This window comes from Reticulibacter mediterranei, assembly GCF_016587455.1.
The window spans coordinates 3,819,180-3,835,298 of the sequence record NZ_BNJK01000001.1 but is presented as its reverse complement, the minus strand read 5'-3'; the positions used below and the strand labels follow the sequence as shown (position 1 = coordinate 3,835,298).

Sequence of the window (16,119 nt, the reverse complement as noted above, 5' to 3'; positions counted from 1 at the left end):
CTCTCATACGATGACCTCATAAAGATTTTACAAGAGAAGGATGGAATCATGAATTATCAAGGGCAAGACCCCAATCAAGGTCAGTATCCTGGTTCAGGGCAGTATGGTGGCGGCTATCAGCAGCCACAACAGCCGCCGCCAACCGATCCTTACAGCGGGCAGCAATATGGGACAGGCTATGGCACTCAGCAGCCAGGATATGGTCAGGAAGGCTATCAACAGCAGCCGGGCTATGGTCAACAGCAGTATGGTCAACCGGGCTATGGGCAACCCGGTTATCAGCAGCCAGGGTATGGGCAACCCGGTTATCAACAGCCTGGACCGGGCTATCAGCCTCCTTATGGCACGCCTCAACAGGGGCCAACATCGATGGGCATGTCGCAAAACGTGGCTGCTGGTTTGAGTTATGTCCTATTCTGGATCACCGGTCTCATTTTCTTCCTGATGGAGAAGCAGAATCGTTTCGTTCGTTTCCATGCCATGCAGTCGATCATCTTTTTCGGTGGAGTAACGGTCCTCAATATTCTGATAAATATTGTGGTTGCTGCGCTGCATTATTCAGCATTTGCGACCGCGATAGGTTGCGTCGGGTCTATAGTGGGACTCGCAGCCTTCGTTGTCTGGATTGTCCTGATGATTAATGCATTCCAGGGTAAATACTTCAAGTTGCCTGTGGTCGGCGATTATGCCGAGCGCTACGCCAATCAAGGCACCACAATGTAATACAACCATACAACCGTTTAAATAACCTGGGCACTATCCCAGGTTATTTTGCTTTTGGGGAAAGATCAATAGAATAGGGAGGAGGATAAAAAAGAGCCGCCCGTGTGAGCGGGTGAAACGGCGATGTCCTATTTTCCCATACAGTTGCCCATACAGTATCGTCGGGGCTGAAGAGCTTAACTTCCGTGTTCGGGATGGGAACGGGTGTACCCTCTTCGCTTTTATCACCGGTTCACCTGCGCATACGAGCGGTTCCGTTTGACATGGTGTATAATAGCATGCCCTTAGCGGTTTGTCAACACTTTTTTCCACGACTTTTCGAACGATCTGGAAAAGTCACTCACTGCCATCAAAAGAGCATACGGGGCGAGCATGACAGTGACTTTTCTGGCTGATGCATGCTCGCCCCGCGCTTCTCGCCCCATGCAATCTATCCTTGATGGGCTTATATGGCGAGCATTTTGACCATTTGCTGGCACGAATTGGCACAGGCGCGACAGGCGTTGGCGCAATCGGTGTCGCCTTGCTGGTTGCACATCTCCTCGCAATGAGTGCAGATTTTTGCGCATGCCTGACAGGTGTAGCCGTACAGGGCCGAGCTGCGCAGCATAAAATGGGCCGAGGTCAGGCAGATTTCCGCGCAATCCTGCAAGGTATTGATATAATTCACGTTATTCGCATCTTTTTGAAGCGCCTGCGTTGCCATATCGAAGCAGACATTATGGCAATTCAGGCAATCGTTGATACAATCCTGCATCTGGCCTGCAAGCGCCTGGTTTCCTGCGTTCTGAGTCATTTACCTTTTCCCTCCATTATATCGATGACACCGTGCGCCCTCGATTCCGTCGCTGTGCCATCACACCACGCTTAACAGAAAAGAGAATACATCGCTTAACACGTCGTAGAGGAAGGTTTGGTAACTCTACTGTTCGTAATGCAGGGGTTGCGGATTCTCAATCGCCGCTCCAACTTTATCGTGTGTGGTCTGAGAGGGATAGGTCTGACCATCCAGCACATGTTGCAACGAGAGGAAGAGAGGCTGTGGCAGCGAATGCCAGAAGAACCACTGTACATCGGACTCTTCATCCGGTGCGTTTACATGCGGCTTGCCAGAGACATAATCGCTCTCCATCCAGATCGTGATATAGTGTTCGTGTTCGGCCTGAAACACGTCGTTGGTGATGACGCGAAACTTCACGTTGCCAATCTCGACCCCGGTCTCCTCTCTGGTCTCGCGAATGGCGCACTGTTCGGGCGTTTCGCCATATTGCATATGTCCAACAATCGGTGCCCAACTGCCCGCGCCACGATTATTGCGCCGCCTGTTCAACAGCACGCGATCACCGTGACGGATCAGGATGGCCACACAGACCAGCACTTCAGTTTTCTTTTGCATGGATTCTGGCATCTTTCGTCTCCTTTCATCTGTATCATCTTCTCGATATAGCACGAATAACAGCGCTGTGCTGGATACAGCACGGGAACGATCAGGCAGGCGGGCATCGATTTTAAGATCGCTAGATTTCTGGGGAAAGAAGAAATTAGGGCTATTTTCCTATTGCGTCGCGCGGCAAAATAGGCTACAATAGCGAAGGTCAATCGTGATCGGCGTGTCAAGCGTCTTCACAGCTTGACAGATATGATACTATACACATGGGTCGGTTTACTGACCCGTGATGTGATAGCATCTGATTTGACCGCGTAGCTCAGTGGTAGAGCAATCGACTTTTAATCGATTGGTCGTGGGTTCGAGTCCCACCGCGGTCATTCATTTTTTCCCCTCTTACGACATCTGTTTACCCCTCTGCAAATGATTACAAAATACAGCTATCTGTGCACAATGCTCCTATTTGTGTCCATAATACATGTAGGCGATGAGGTCGTCCAGCGCATATTCAGCACCATATCAGGGTAACGTACCCGGTTAACGATACACCTCTGGTGTTTGGATACATTGTTGAGATGAAGCATGCAACAGAAATGGAGCGGCACGTGCAATCTACACATGAACTATTGGATCTTGTCGATGAGAACGATCAGGTCATTGGTCAGAAATTACGTACGGAAATGTATGCCGAAAACCGATCAAACTTTAGAGTTGTCAATGCCTTTGTAATGAATCAAAACGGACAGCTCTGGATTCCAAGACGTACCGCCCACAAGTCCCTCTTCCCTCTCTGCCTTGATATGAGCATGGGCGGTCACGTACAAAGCGGTGAGTCCTATGAGAAGGCTTTGCAACGTGAATTGCAAGAGGAATTGAACTTCGACCTAAAACAGATCATCTATCGAGAATTGGGCTACCTTTCTCCCCATACGCATGCAGTCTCCGCCTTCATGAGGGTCTATGAGATAAGAGCGGAGACAGTTCCCGACTATAACCGTGAGGATTTTGTCGCATACTACTGGCTCACCCCATTAGAGGCTATCGAACGCATAGAGAAAGGAGATCCGGCTAAAGGGGATTTGCCCAAACTTATTCGTATTTTCTATCATGATCTGTAAAAATATATTCTGTCGTAGTCGAGCGATTTATCGCGCATCAAGCTTCCCCCCGCGATAAATCGCTCGACTACGACAAGGGAGTTATGCCAATAAGTTAGCAATCCCCACAGCCTGATTGTTGCTTAATGCACCTGTCAGGCGAATACCAATCCCCTTCTCTGTCCAGGCCAGCGTGGTTGTGCCGTTCTCGCTGGAAATGGTGGCGGTTGTGCCACGCAGAGAGATCGATTTGCCGCCATTCGCAGGCAGGTTGGCAAGCGGTTTGCCCTCGGCAATGGTGAAGCTGAGGCTCCCCTTGTTATAGTTGAGCGTGTAGATCTGGTTGCCCGGCGCGCCCAGCGCATTGATGCCCTGCAATGTATATTTGCTCTGGCTGCTGGGAATGCTCAAGAGATGATAACCAGCCTGAGCCGATGCTTGTTTCAGCGTCATCGAGTCCCCACCATCCGTGTTCCCTTGCTTCAATGGTTCCTCTTTTGCCCCGGTTGGAGTCGTGAAGGTGAAGGTATTAGGCGCGATTGTTTGATTGAGATCCAGCTTCGGGAGGTCCAGCGTGATATTGCCCATCCCCTGCACATTGAGCTTGACCTGAACGGGGAGCTGTGTCTCCTTGTCAATGAAGATGTCGCCCTCATAATTGAAGGCACTCGCGCCCTTTGCACCAGCGCTCCCCTGTGGCACGATATAGACATCGTAGGCCGGATGCCCGTTGACAGTGGCAGATGATGATTTCAATGTGCCGTCGCTGCGGGTGAAGATAGATTGCACCAGATTGAGCAATTGCTGGCTCCCTCCGCCTGTAGAGCCGGTGCCGTTCTGATTCTCCTGCACTGGTCCGGTATACACAATCTTTTTGTTGGGATCATATTGCCAGATCCGCTTGCCATCGCTCACGCTTACGGAGCCTCCGGGGATCTCGGCCACCGACGATTGCAGAACGACACTGCGATGCTTGTTCGGGGTTTCATTCCACAACTCAAAGCTAAGCTTGCCGTTCATATTTCCGCCGCTTAATTGCAGATTGAAGACACCATGTACCGTCTTTGCCGAGTTGAGCGTGTTTGCGACCTTCCGTAAAAGCTGCTCTCCGGGCGTAATTGTTGGCGTCGGTGTTGGACGCGGCTGTTGCTGAGTCGTGCCTCCACAGGCGACCAGGAGAATGAGCAATGAGAGAATGAACGGGAGAGAGAGAAGCCTCCTGTGGTTGCGGATCATGATAGGGTACTCCTTTACGAATGTGCGGACGCTCTTATTGAGCCGTCACCTCAAATGTGGCGCTCTCCGTATGTGATCCCGGTTCCGTCACCAGTACGCGAATGCTCCAGGGACCGCTCATAATAAGCTGAGCATGGGCAAGATAGAGGCCACTCTCCTGATACTGTGCATTAACGCGATCGGTTCCCATATCCATTGTCTGCATAGAGCTTTCGATGACGACCTGCGCATTGGAGACGAACTGCTTGCTCTCCTGACGTACAACCTGAATGCTGAGGGTAGCTGGTTGCGATGGAAGGGGTGGATTGGGATTCACTTGTAGGGTAAGCTGATAGGGACCGGCCCGGGCCGTCTGTACCGCCGCGCTCGGTTGACGCGGTTCAATTGCCGACAGAATGCCACCCAGCCAGGCCATAAAGATGAGAAAGCCAAAGCCCAGAACAATGATCAGTAGATTGCGTTTCATTTAGAATTTTTCGGTACCAGGACATAGACTTCGTTGCCCCGAACCTGTGTAGTCATACGGGGCAAGGAAGCGAGATATTTAAACGAGCTACTTGGAGAGGGTTTCCCGTACTCGGTAAACACTCCACCGTGACAGGGACAATGGAACTGATGGTCCGATCCATCCCATTGCACGATACAACCCATATGCGTGCAGGCTGCTGAGAACGCGATAATCTCGCCCTTCTTCTCGCCATCTTCATCATCATCGCTACGCATCAGATAGCCAACGATTGTATCTGTAGTGAAGCGTAACGCATTTTCCCCTATCTGGTCAAGGGTGGCAACTCGTTGCCAGACGCCGTTCTGTACCAGCGGCGTTCCTCCATAGTTGCCTGGTGTTGGCCTCGCAGTTGGAGGTGGCGGCGTTGCAGCGGACCGCTCGGCTACTGCGCCGATACCTCCGCCGACAACCAGTGAGGCAGCTGCGACGGCGCTCCCAGTCAGGAGAGAGCGGCGCGAGAAGAAGCTTTTGCGCCTGGGTATCTCTTTACTCGTCGGCATAGGAACTTCTGGCTCGGCGGGTTGTTCTTCTACCTGTGGAGCTTCCAGGGGGACCGCGAGCGGCTCTTCAATTGGTGGAACAGTGGGGGCCGGTGCCTCGGTCTTCTTTATCGCGACCATCTTTTCTGTATCGTCCTCATCGTCTTCCTGATCCAGTGCCAGCAAGCGATTACGAAGGGCTTCCGCGAATTCTGGGCGTGGCGAGGCGGCGTCTGGTGAAGCTGAGCGAAAAAGGGCAGCCGTGCGATAGATACGGGCCTGCGTTGGCGTCAGGTCATGGGGTGGGTGTGCAACACGACCTGCCTGCAATTCTTCAATGTAGCGTTCTAGCTCCAGATAATCTTCAAATCGTTCCTGGTCTTCACCTGACATCGTTTCTCCCCCTACGTGATAATGCCGTTTCTACGATCCGGTCGTTTCTACGAGCGTCTCTTCGATGTCGGCAGCACGCTTGAGCGCACGAAACTGCAATACTTTGACATTGGCTTCCGTCAGACCCATTTGTTGAGCAGTATCTTTAATAGAAAGATTCAGCAAAAAGCGGCAATTCAAAATTTCACGATAATGCTCCGGCAGCGCCAACAAAATACGTTGTACGCGCTCGTTGGGCGCGGTATTGATGGGGAGCGGTTCCTCTTCGGTTGGGCCTTCCCAGCCAGCATCCAGCAGTTCATCAAGCGAGTTGACGGAAATACGATAATAGGCACGCCAGTAGTCCGCAACTGTCGTGCGAGCGATCTGAAATAACCATTTTTGCATGCTTTGTCGGCTGCGCTCCCGATCGATGCCGCGCACAGCCTTGACAAAAGTTTGTGAGGTCAGATCTTCGGCCTCTTCTCGATTACCAACCCTACTATAAATGTAACGATAAATCAGGCCGAGGTTCTCCTCGTAAAACGTTTGCAACTCTTGCACATCCTGGCTCCCATGCTGCTCTGCCGGTGATGTTCCATTGGTTTGCGCCGCTGCAAGATGTGTCTGTTGATAGCTTCCACATGACCTGTTCACAAAACGTTGCTCCCTGCCAGGGCCGACCTTGTGGAACCTCCAGGAGATATTCACCAGAGAGGCAAACGATCCTGGTCCTGACAGGTATTACTACGTCCAGGGGTTACACAATAGATGGGAAGCCGATCAAGACGAAGGTGGGTTGTGCTTACACACCCCTGCACAAGCCCTGAAGGTCTACCGATGCAGGGGCGAAACACAACCCACCTAGAAAACTTCTGCGATGTTAATCTTTGCTAAGTATTGAAAGGTATTTTTAACCAATACCAATTATACACTCTACTCCCTAAGAATGGAAGGGAGATATACCTCTATTTTGCGGATCGTAAATATATTTCTTTGCCAGTATCTATCTTCCTGAGACATGCTCATCCTCTGCATAGGAGGATTGGATAGCGAGCGTCCAGCAAGTGCTAATGATCGATACGTCGCAATAAAGTTTTTCCTCAATCCTCCCAGTCCCGTTTTCCTTTAGCTGCCTGATGTCAGCGTCTGAATGACCAGGTTACACGCAGCCTTTTTCTTGTAGTTGTCGTCGAAGAGGAGCGCTGCACCCTGGCCGGAGAAGTATTGCGGTATCCATGAGTATTTGTCGGTAACGCCCCAGACGGTGATGTCGTTGCAGTGAGAGACGGCAAGACAGGCTTTGACTACCCGCTGATAGTTGTCGGCCTGCGATTGTAGATCGGCATCACTGACAGGCGTTGACATGCGAATATCCAGTTCCGTGACCTGTACGTCGATGCCAAGGGCGGCAAAGCGTTGCAGATTTTCCTGGTAGTCTGGGGGCACCTGATCCACAATCATATGCGACTGGAAACCAACGCAATCGATGGGTACGCCGCGCGCCTTGAAGTCTTTCACCATATTGTAAATAGCCGTACTCTTCTCATTAATCCCATCGGTGTCGTAGTCGTTATAACATAGCTTTGCGTTTGGATCGGCCAATCGAGCTGCCTTGAACGCCTCCTCGATGTAGCTGTCGCCGATCTTCTGCTGGAACACATTGTTGGTGCTGCGGCGACTGCCATCGTCGTTAAACGCCTCGTTGACCACATCCCAGTACCAGATCTTCCCCTTAAAATGGCCCATCTCGTTTGCAATATGGTTCTTCATTACCTGGAGCAGTTCGCTGCCCGTCGCAATATCATTGACCCAGGGCGCGAGTTGACTGTACCAGACCAGCGTGTGGCCGCGAATCTTCATATTGTGGCTCTGTGCATGGCTAACAATAATATCGGCGGGAGCGAAGTTAAACGAACCTCGCTCTGGCTCCGTCGTCTCCCATTTCATCTCGTTTTCGGGCGTTACACCGCTAAACTCTGTATCCAGCGTGTTCGCGTATTGCTGGTCGCCAGTGAGATGGCTGCTCGCTACTGCCGCACCAAAAATACGGCCCGTGCGCGCTGCCGATGCGCTCAGTGTGCCGGTTGCCTGTCCATTGTTGGCCGATTGGGGGAAAATCGATTGGCGAAAAATAAACACGGCGAGCAAAAGTATACAAAGGGCAAGGATAGCAATGATGAAGACGGGTTTGCGCCTGAAATAATGAAACATCCTTGTTTTCCTTTCGTCGGAAAAAACAATCCACGTTTCGATAACCCTCGTTGATCGTCCCTTTCGCTAAGAGTATGCTGTGCGCTTGCCTGGACAAACATATCAGGGGAGATATCCATTATCTCTTTATCCGTTGAGGTGATAGCTTCCTTGCAAGCGCTTGCATAAACTAAGAAAGATATACAGTATTGGATGTGAATTTGTCAATCCTGATTGCTAAAAACCACACGTTTAGCGCTACTTTATAATGCGTCATTTGCGAAACATATGATGGTGAACAAAAATTAAGGCGTGCATAACTGTTTTTTAGTGCTTTCTTTGCGAAGCAATCTTGCAAGCGCTTTCGTCATTTCTTCCAAAAAAGCTTGACAGCATGCTTATGAGTCGGGTATATCTTCATTAGCGTATTGCAAGTGCTGACATACTTATTTCTGCAAGGATTGTGCCAGTATGTTATTACTACGGTGAGTTTGCGTATGAATACTACTTCCTCGACAACCACACACGCGGCAACTACGGCCACACCAGCCGTCATCACGCGCGGCAATCCCAATCTACCAGAGGTTGCCCTGACGTTTGATGATGGCCCCAGTCAATACACGCCACAGGTGCTAGCCGTTCTGCAACGCTACAACGTCCCTGCGACCTTTTTTCTCATTGGAGAGAGTATCTCGCAATATCCCGGCTATCTTCAACAGGATCTTGCGGCGGGAAACGCAGTGGGCAATCATACCTTCACACACCCGCACTTACCAACCCTCTCGGCCTCAGCCATTTATAGCGAGTTGAGCCAGGCCCAGAACGCCGTCTATAACGTGACCGGAACGCGACCGACTATATTTCGTCCACCATATGGCGAGTATAATACCGATGTGGTGAGTGCCGCCAGTCAACTTGGCATGACGGTCATCAACTGGAGCGCCGCCGCGAGCGATTGGGAGAATCCCCCACCTGCCGCGAATGTGATCGCCTCGCGCATCCTGAGCGCCGCCGAGAATGGTGCGATTTTCCTGTTGCATGAGGGCGGTGGTGATCGCTCGAATACGGTTGCGGCCCTCCCCGATATTATCTCAGGATTGCAGTTGCGCGGCTTCCGCCTGGTAACGATCCCTGATATGCTGGCGCATCGCAACGAGACCGATACCAAATAAATCACCAGTGGCATTGGAACTCAACAGTGGCACCTGTCGCGTCGTCTAGCGCGCCTCCTCGCTCCTTCCTTTCCTCTTGTTTGCGGACAGGCGAGCCAGAGTGTCATTGCATCCAGGCGACTGGTGGATGATCAACCGATGCTGGGCAGGTGTAGATCTGCATGGTGTAACTGCGACCGATAGTGACCATAACCGGCTCCCATGGGCGAGTGTAGCTGGTATCAGGATTTCTATTGAGGGCCTGATCCTCGATGGGAATCCAACTGCCACTGCCACCGTCCCACTCGGTGGAATCGATCCTCAGCAGGGGCTGCATCTGAGTCCCGCAGGAACAGATCGCTGGTTCGGCATCTCGGAAGCTAAAAGATGTCCAGCCTCCGACCTTCCAGCCGGGTGCCACGGACAGCCCAAATGAATAGGCAAAGCTTCCTACGTCGGCTATTGGCTTCTCACGTTCTTGCCATGCCTTGATCTGTTCGCGCAGAGCCTCATCGAGATCAGAGAGGGCAGGGTATTCAATGATCTGTTCAGGATGGACGACACAAGGCTCTGGGACATAGTCCTCGGACTCCACCGCAACGGGTTGTGGCGGGTTGGAGAGCAAGGAGGTAACTATCGAGGAGGAACGCCATACTAGCTTCACCCTGGGCAGATTCTCATCATCATGACCAAACGGGCACCACAGCACCTGAAGCAGATCACAGCCAGGAGGCGGGTGCAGGTCGGGAATGTCGCGTGCGTAGAGTTGCGCCACGGGGATCATTGCAATCGGCTCATCAGTCCAACTATGCCCGGCTTGAATGCGTTTGATGATGGCGTCTTCCTCCGGCGTGAGAAGATTGACACCAGGCTGGCGGGGCCGCTTCCAGGCAGCGGTCAACATGTCCCGTTGCAGCCGGACATCGGCGAGGGTCTTCAATGACTCGCCGTGGAAGTGTGGTTCCTCACAGTAGGGCCACGGGTCATCGATCGGCCACAGCAGCGGGCCTCCAACCGAACTCTCCCAGGATGTAGGGTTGCCTGGACGCGGGTGCAACCGAGTCGTGGTGCGTGCAAGCGGAGCTAGCTCGGGGAACACTGCTGCGATATCGACTGGTCGTGGGGGTGTGGTGCGAGTCATCGTCATCGTTATCTAAAAACCTTTCGTGCCAATGGGCGAAATCCCTGCGCGTCTCGTGGGTATTTGGTTGATCGTTATTCCGGTTTGTATCCCCAGACGGTGAGGAAATGCCAGAGACCTGTAAAGCCAGGGGTGTTCCACTCAATCAGCATTTGTTGATATAGCTGGTCAAAATCTTCTTCAGTTGTGACTCCCATTTTGACCAGAAGCGGTTTTGCCATCAGACATCCCACTTCCATGTTGCGATAAAAGGCAGTCCAGACGGGCGTATCATCAGAAATCTCTAGCGTATGAGGCATTGTCTTTACTGCTTGATAGCCACTTTGACGCAGGAGGCGAGGGAGATAAAAGGAGACTCCATCGCCGCTCGTCTTGCCATCAGGTGAGAAGCCATATCCTCGTTTCCATAAAGCCTGATGCAGCAGCCGATTGATGGCCTCAGCAGCGGGGCTGGTCGTCATAGGATAGACGATGGGCTCGGTGAGCCGGAGAATACCACCCGGTCGTAGGAGTCGCCGGCTTTCAGCCAGCAAAGGCTGCCAGCGCTCCCGCGAGAGAACGCCAACCAGATAGCGAGCATTGACCAGATCGAAAGCTCCATCAGCAAAATCGAGAGATTGGGTAATATCCATCACGCCGAAGGAGGCGTTGGTGCGTCCCTGTGATTGCGCTCGTGCGTTGGCATAGTCGATCATCGGACGGCTGATATCAATGCCCGCAACCTCGGCCTCTGAATGCTGGAAGGCCGCGTCAAGCACCCAGCCACCAGGACCGCAGCCGAGATCCAGCACATTGTTCAAGCCATCAATTTCTGTCTCGGAAAGTCCGGCAAAAGGGCCGCCCATTGCCTGCGTTTGTAACTGATCCTGGTTGAGCAGACGACTCAATTCAGCTGTGCTCTCAGGGTCAAACATGTAGGTATTTGTGGGAGAGGCATCCATAGCATTTTTCCCTTCTTGAAGGAGTGCTACCATGTATCTTTTTTCGTACACCCCATTTCTTGCGCTCAGTATACACAATAAATAGAAAAGGATCAATGAGTGCTTGGTTGAGCCAGATGCAAGCAGGTGTTGCCTCTGCCGTTTGTCAGGAGGATTGCCGCTATCAATTGCTGAGTGAGAATGGGTGGAGGCGTTGGCGCTCGCTCTTGCTGCGACGAACCGTTTGCGCCCTTACCAGCAGTGCAGTATAATACTTAAGTACAACGTCAACCAATTTAGATATGCACTGTGGGGTGCCTGGTCGTAGAGGGCGCTGATGCTAGAGATATTTTGCTTAGTCTCGTACCCTACCACCTATCTCCCTGCTTCATGCCCCCACCTTCCACCCCCAGAAGCGAGGGAAAGATGTATAAAGGTCCGTCCGGTATGTGGTCCTGGCTGTTTCATCGCGTGTCAGGACTGGGTATTCTTCTCTTCCTGTTCGTTCACATCGTCGATATCGCGATGATTGGCTTCGGTCCGCGAGTCTATAACGAGAGCGTCCTCCTATTTGACAGCGTGATCGTACGCTTGCTCTCGCTTGCACTGGTGGCCGCAGTGCTATTTCACTCATTCAACGGTATCCGCATCGTTTTGATCGATTTCTGGAAAAAGGGCGTGCGCTATCAGCAGGCGATGTTCATCGCTGCGCTGGTGCTTACCGTCGTCGTCTTCCTGCCATTCGCCTATGTCATTCTCATTCCCAAACTGGGTGGCGTGGCGCTGTGGTTCGTTCAGCCTTTTGCAAATCTGGTTCATCCCTGAGCGCTATAGAGGGAACGGTAAAGCGTCCCCTGTATGAAGGAGAATTTTAGGCATGTTATCGAGATTGTACGGAGGTTCTCGCCCATCCGGTGGCGGTAGTTTTGAAACCTTTTCCTGGTACTATTTCCGTATCTCAGGCATCTTGCTGCTTTTTCTGGTCATTATTCACCTTCTCATTATGCACTGGACCAACGATGTCTCTTGCACGACCTACGATTTTATCGCCGCGCGTTACGCCAACCCGTTCTGGCGACTCTACGACTGGCTGTTGCTCACCATCTCGCTGACTCACGGCATGAACGGTCTGCGTGTGGTCATTGACGACTATGTACATGCGGCACTGACACGTAGTATTTTGCTCTGGCTGTCGGTTTTTGTGTTAATTGCCTTTTTCATGCTTGGAACGATTACGCTGATTACCTTCCAGGTACCGGCCCATCTGAACCTGAGTTGCGTGTAACCGGCCTAAGAAGTGAGGATCATAGATCATGTATCAAAAGTTTGATGTTGTTATTGTTGGCTCCGGTGGGGCCGGGCTGATGGCAGCAATGCAGTTGCCAAACGCCAGCGTCGCCGTGCTGACCAAAGTCTATCCCACGCGTTCGCATACAGGTGCGGCGCAGGGCGGTGTTGCCGCAGCTCTGGGCAACCAGGAAGAGGACCACTGGAAGTGGCACATGTACGATACCGTCAAGGGCGGCGACTATCTGGTTGACCAGCCCGCAGCGGAGATCCTGGCACGTGAGGCCATCGATGCCGTTTACGAACTGGAACATCGCGGCCTGCCCTTTAACCGCACCGCCGATGGTCGCATTGATCAGCGCCGCTTCGGTGGACATACCCGCAACTTTGGCGAGGGACCAGTGCGCCGTTCCTGCTATGCTGCCGACCGCACAGGCCATATGATCCTGCAAACCATGTACCAGAGCGCTATCAAAAATCAGGTTCGCTTCTTCAACGAATTTCTGGTGCTGGACCTGCTGTTTAACGATGGTGTCGCCTGTGGCGTGGTGGCGCTGGAGATTCGCACCGGCGAGATCCACACGTTCCATGCAAAGACGATCCTCTTCGCCACTGGCGGCTACGGGCGAGCGTGGCGCGTGACCAGCAACGCCTTTGCCTGCATGGGCGATGGTATGTCGATTGCATATAGACGTGGCATCCCGCTGCAAGACATGGAGATGTATCAGTTCCATCCGACCGGCATCTATAAAGTCGGCGTTCTGCTCAGCGAGGCGGCACGTGGCGAGGGTGGCAAGCTGCTCAACGACAAGGGCGAGTACTTTATGGAGCGCTACATGCCTACGCTCAAAGATCTGGCCCCACGTGATATCGTCTCGCGCTGTATCGTGCAGGAGGTCAATGAGGGACGCGGCATCAATGGCAAGGATTACGTCTATCTCGATGTACGGCATCTGGGCGCGAAGGTTATTCACGAGAAGCTGCCGGATATCACCGACTTTGCCCGCAACTATCTGGGCGTTGAGCCGATTACCGAGCCGGTCCCCATTCAGCCAACGGCACACTATGCAATGGGTGGCATTCCAACTGATGTCGATGCGCGCGTCGTGATCGACGATCAGTGGACGCCACAGCCAGGCTTCTATGCCGCTGGCGAGGTGGCCTGCGTCTCGGTGCATGGTGCGAATCGCCTGGGAACAAACTCGCTGGTGGACCTGATCGTCTTTGGCCGCCGCGCTGGAAAACATATGGCGAAGTTTATTGCTGAGAACGACCACGCGCCGCTACCTACTGGATATGAAGAGCATTCGCGCGAACTGGTGGACAGGCTCTATAGCTCAACAGGCAACGAGTCGGCGACACGCATCCGTAGCGATCTTCAGAACATGATGATCGATAAAGTCTTTGTGGAGCGTACCGAGAAGGGCCTGCGTGAATCCCTTGAGGGGATTGACGAGTTGCAGGATGCGTACAGTAAAGTGCAGTTGCAGGATAAGGGCAAGCAGTTCAACACGGAACTGGTTGAAGCCGTTGAGCTTGGCTTCCTGCTCGATTGTGCAGAGGCCACCATTCACGGCGCGCTGGCTCGCACTGAGAGCCGGGGCGCGCATTTCCGCCTGGATTATCCCAACCGCGACGATGCCAACTGGCTCAAACACACCCTGGCCTATAAAGGAACCGGGGCGCACGACGTTCGCCTGGAATATAAGGACGTGATCCTGATCGACGACCCCATCTTCAAGCCAAAGGAACGGAAATACTAGAGGGAGAAGTACATGAGAGTACAGATGCGCATCAAGCGCTACAATCCAGAGCGGGGCAACAAGCCGTACTGGGAAGAGTTTCGCGTTGATGTCGAGCCGATTGATCGCCTGCTGGACGCGCTGAACCAGATCAAATGGCAGCAGGACGGCACGCTCACCTATCGCCGTTCCTGCGCTCATGGCGTCTGCGGCTCCGATGCGATGCGAATTAATGGGCGCAACCGTCTGGCCTGCAAAGTACTCATGCGCGATGTGGGCGAACGTGTGACCATTGAGCCGATGTTGGGCTATCCCGTGATTAAAGATCTGGTCGTCGATATGGATCAGTTCTTCGAGAAGTACAAGTCGGTCAAGCCCTATCTGATCAACTACGACAACGAGCCAGGCACCGAGCGCTTGCAGAGTCCCGCCGAGCGCGAGATCTACGACGAGGGCACGAAATGTATTCTCTGTGGTGCTTGCACAGGTTCCTGTCCGTCGATCTGGGGCAATCCCAACTGGGTTGGCCCCGCTTCTATCGTTAACGCACATCGCTTCATCTTCGATAGCCGCGACCAGGGAGCAGCCGAGCGCATGGCAATTCTAGGCAAGCGAGATGGTGTTTGGCGTTGCCGCACGATCTTCAACTGCACCGATGCCTGTCCGCGCGGCATTCCCGTCACGGACCTGATCGAGCAGGTGAAACGTGCTATTGTCTACGGTGATCCGAAAGACGCGGTATAATCGGATGTAATATCCTTATCCTCGTAGCGAAAATCTTTGTAGTTTTCGCTCGTTATGCATTAATCTCGTAGCGACAATCCTTTGCGGTTGTCGCAGGTAAAAAAGAGAAAAACATGTGCGATCCGCGACAACCGCAAAGGATTGTCGCTACGGGTTTTTCATGAAGAAAGGGGAATGGCATGAAAATTGCTGAGGAGACCTGGCAGCATCGCGAGATCATGACCAATGGGATTCGCATGCACTATGTCAGGCAGGGTGCGGGACCGCTGATCGTCCTGCTACATGGCTTTCCTGAGTTCTGGTATTCCTGGCGCTACCAGATCCCCTTTCTTGCCGCACATGGCTATAGCGTCGTCGCACCCGATCTACGCGGCTATAACGATAGCGAGAAGCCACGAACCGGCTATGATGTCTCGACGCTGTTACGCGATATCGCCGGTCTGGTGCGAGGGCTGGGACACGAGCAAGCAGTGATTGTTGGACACGATTGGGGTGGTGCTCTCGCCTGGGCATTCGCGTTGCAATATCCTCAGCTGACTGAGCACCTGATTGTGCTGAACGCGCCTCATCCAGCAGCCTTTGCACGCGAGATGCGCACGCTCAAACAACTGCGCAAAAGCTGGTATATGTTTTTCTTCCAGATACCATTGTTGCCCGAATTTCTGCTTGGCCTTAACCATGCCGCGATGATCGGGCGTATGCTCTCCGCCTCCGCCGTGCAGAAAGAGGCGTTCCCACCCGGTGTGCTGGCACGTTATCAGGATGCTATGAGCAAGCCAGGAGCATTAACCGGCGGTCTCAACTACTATCGAGCACTTTTCCAGGCATTGGGGTTGAGCCAGCAAAACAGGGTGATCGCAGCGCCTACTCTACTCATCTGGGGAGAGCAGGATGTTGCGCTGGGCATCGATCTCACAAAGGGATTGGAGCCATGGGTGCCTCATCTCCAGGTTCGCTACATCCCCGATAGCGGCCATTGGGTGCAACAGGAAAAACCTGAGACGGTCAATGCGTGGATGTTGGAATTTTTGCAGGGATAATCTGGCGAAATATCCTATTTTTGGTGCATTTGGTAAGAATGCGAGAGGCTGGATCGAAAATGGCAGGGGTGATGGCTTGTCCTCGCCCGTTTTGCGTAT

The 16,119-nt window shown here is 52.8% G+C and carries 18 protein-coding genes, 1 tRNA gene and 1 rRNA gene; 10 read left to right on the top strand and 10 right to left on the bottom strand.

The window, feature by feature from the left end; all coding sequences use genetic code 11:
• The first annotated feature begins 48 nt into the window (after window positions 1-48).
• Window positions 49-723: a DUF4870 domain-containing protein gene (locus K3T83_RS16535; protein ID WP_220204061.1), complete on the top strand. Its 675-nt coding sequence runs from the start codon at window positions 49-51 to the stop codon at window positions 721-723.
• A gap of 115 nt (window positions 724-838) precedes the next feature.
• On the opposite strand, the gene rrf is transcribed toward K3T83_RS16535, so the two are convergent.
• The 3 genes from rrf to K3T83_RS16520 form a co-directional block, all read right to left on the bottom strand.
• Window positions 839-955: ribosomal RNA gene (gene rrf / locus K3T83_RS16530) — 5S ribosomal RNA — on the bottom strand.
• Between the two features lie 213 nt (window positions 956-1,168).
• Window positions 1,169-1,519, bottom strand: a complete 351-nt coding sequence (locus K3T83_RS16525; RefSeq protein ID WP_220204060.1) for a four-helix bundle copper-binding protein — start codon at window positions 1,517-1,519, stop codon at window positions 1,169-1,171.
• A 126-nt stretch (window positions 1,520-1,645) separates the two neighbouring features.
• Window positions 1,646-2,131, bottom strand: a complete 486-nt coding sequence (locus K3T83_RS16520) for a nucleotide triphosphate diphosphatase NUDT15 (RefSeq protein WP_236064915.1) — start codon at window positions 2,129-2,131, stop codon at window positions 1,646-1,648.
• A 287-nt stretch (window positions 2,132-2,418) separates the two neighbouring features.
• Here K3T83_RS16520 and K3T83_RS16515 point away from each other — a divergent pair.
• Window positions 2,419-2,490: transfer RNA gene (locus tag K3T83_RS16515), tRNA-Lys, on the top strand.
• Window positions 2,491-2,715: 225 nt separating this feature from the next.
• Window positions 2,716-3,228, top strand: a complete 513-nt coding sequence (locus tag K3T83_RS16510) for an NUDIX hydrolase (RefSeq protein ID WP_236064914.1) — start codon at window positions 2,716-2,718, stop codon at window positions 3,226-3,228.
• Window positions 3,229-3,309: 81 nt separating this feature from the next.
• Here the strand turns inward: K3T83_RS16510 and K3T83_RS16505 are convergent, their stop codons facing one another.
• The 5 genes from K3T83_RS16505 to K3T83_RS16485 form a co-directional block, all read right to left on the bottom strand.
• Window positions 3,310-4,443 (bottom strand): LolA family protein, encoded by a 1,134-nt coding sequence (locus K3T83_RS16505; RefSeq protein WP_220204059.1) that lies wholly within the window; start codon window positions 4,441-4,443, stop codon window positions 3,310-3,312.
• 34 nt (window positions 4,444-4,477) lie between these two features.
• Entirely contained in the window at window positions 4,478-4,909 is a 432-nt protein-coding gene (locus tag K3T83_RS16500) for a FixH family protein (RefSeq protein WP_220204058.1), read from the bottom strand.
• Window positions 4,906-5,823 carry a Rieske (2Fe-2S) protein gene (locus K3T83_RS16495; protein WP_220204057.1) on the bottom strand — a complete coding sequence of 306 codons (918 nt, stop codon included), beginning with the start codon at window positions 5,821-5,823 and terminating at the stop codon, window positions 4,906-4,908. The genes K3T83_RS16500 and K3T83_RS16495 overlap by 4 nt, the downstream gene beginning before the upstream one ends.
• 30 nt (window positions 5,824-5,853) lie before the next feature.
• The gene (locus tag K3T83_RS16490; protein WP_220204056.1) at window positions 5,854-6,459 is read right to left on the bottom strand and encodes an RNA polymerase sigma factor; all 606 of its coding nucleotides are present in this window, start codon (window positions 6,457-6,459) and stop codon (window positions 5,854-5,856) included.
• Window positions 6,460-6,930: 471 nt separating this feature from the next.
• Window positions 6,931-8,016 (bottom strand): glycoside hydrolase family 10 protein, encoded by a 1,086-nt coding sequence (locus K3T83_RS16485; protein WP_220204055.1) that lies wholly within the window; start codon window positions 8,014-8,016, stop codon window positions 6,931-6,933.
• 476 nt (window positions 8,017-8,492) lie between these two features.
• Between K3T83_RS16485 and K3T83_RS16480 the strand changes: the two genes are divergently transcribed.
• Window positions 8,493-9,167 (top strand): polysaccharide deacetylase family protein, encoded by a 675-nt coding sequence (locus K3T83_RS16480; protein WP_220204054.1) that lies wholly within the window; start codon window positions 8,493-8,495, stop codon window positions 9,165-9,167.
• A gap of 103 nt (window positions 9,168-9,270) precedes the next feature.
• Here K3T83_RS16480 and K3T83_RS16475 read toward each other — a convergent pair whose 3' ends face one another.
• A complete protein-coding gene (locus tag K3T83_RS16475) occupies window positions 9,271-10,293 on the bottom strand; it encodes a hypothetical protein (RefSeq protein ID WP_220204053.1) in 1,023 nt (340 codons plus the stop codon).
• A 68-nt stretch (window positions 10,294-10,361) separates the two neighbouring features.
• Window positions 10,362-11,228 carry a class I SAM-dependent methyltransferase gene (locus K3T83_RS16470; RefSeq protein WP_220204052.1) on the bottom strand — a complete coding sequence of 289 codons (867 nt, stop codon included), beginning with the start codon at window positions 11,226-11,228 and terminating at the stop codon, window positions 10,362-10,364.
• A 95-nt stretch (window positions 11,229-11,323) separates the two neighbouring features.
• On the opposite strand from K3T83_RS16470, the gene K3T83_RS16465 reads away from it, so the two are divergent.
• The 6 genes from K3T83_RS16465 to K3T83_RS16440 all read left to right on the top strand — a co-directional run bounded on the left by K3T83_RS16465 (window position 11,324) and on the right by K3T83_RS16440 (window position 16,020).
• Window positions 11,324-11,479 (top strand): hypothetical protein, encoded by a 156-nt coding sequence (locus tag K3T83_RS16465; RefSeq protein WP_220204051.1) that lies wholly within the window; start codon window positions 11,324-11,326, stop codon window positions 11,477-11,479.
• A gap of 154 nt (window positions 11,480-11,633) precedes the next feature.
• Window positions 11,634-12,032 (top strand): succinate dehydrogenase, cytochrome b556 subunit, encoded by a 399-nt coding sequence (sdhC, locus tag K3T83_RS16460; protein WP_220204050.1) that lies wholly within the window; start codon window positions 11,634-11,636, stop codon window positions 12,030-12,032.
• A gap of 52 nt (window positions 12,033-12,084) precedes the next feature.
• Window positions 12,085-12,492 carry a succinate dehydrogenase, hydrophobic membrane anchor protein gene (gene sdhD / locus K3T83_RS16455; RefSeq protein ID WP_220204049.1) on the top strand — a complete coding sequence of 136 codons (408 nt, stop codon included), beginning with the start codon at window positions 12,085-12,087 and terminating at the stop codon, window positions 12,490-12,492.
• A gap of 28 nt (window positions 12,493-12,520) precedes the next feature.
• Entirely contained in the window at window positions 12,521-14,257 is a 1,737-nt protein-coding gene (sdhA, locus tag K3T83_RS16450) for a succinate dehydrogenase flavoprotein subunit (RefSeq protein WP_220204048.1), read from the top strand.
• A gap of 12 nt (window positions 14,258-14,269) precedes the next feature.
• Window positions 14,270-14,980 carry a succinate dehydrogenase iron-sulfur subunit gene (locus K3T83_RS16445; RefSeq protein ID WP_220204047.1) on the top strand — a complete coding sequence of 237 codons (711 nt, stop codon included), beginning with the start codon at window positions 14,270-14,272 and terminating at the stop codon, window positions 14,978-14,980.
• A gap of 179 nt (window positions 14,981-15,159) precedes the next feature.
• Window positions 15,160-16,020, top strand: a complete 861-nt coding sequence (locus tag K3T83_RS16440; RefSeq protein ID WP_220204046.1) for an alpha/beta fold hydrolase — start codon at window positions 15,160-15,162, stop codon at window positions 16,018-16,020.
• The last annotated feature ends 99 nt before the right edge of the window (window positions 16,021-16,119 follow it).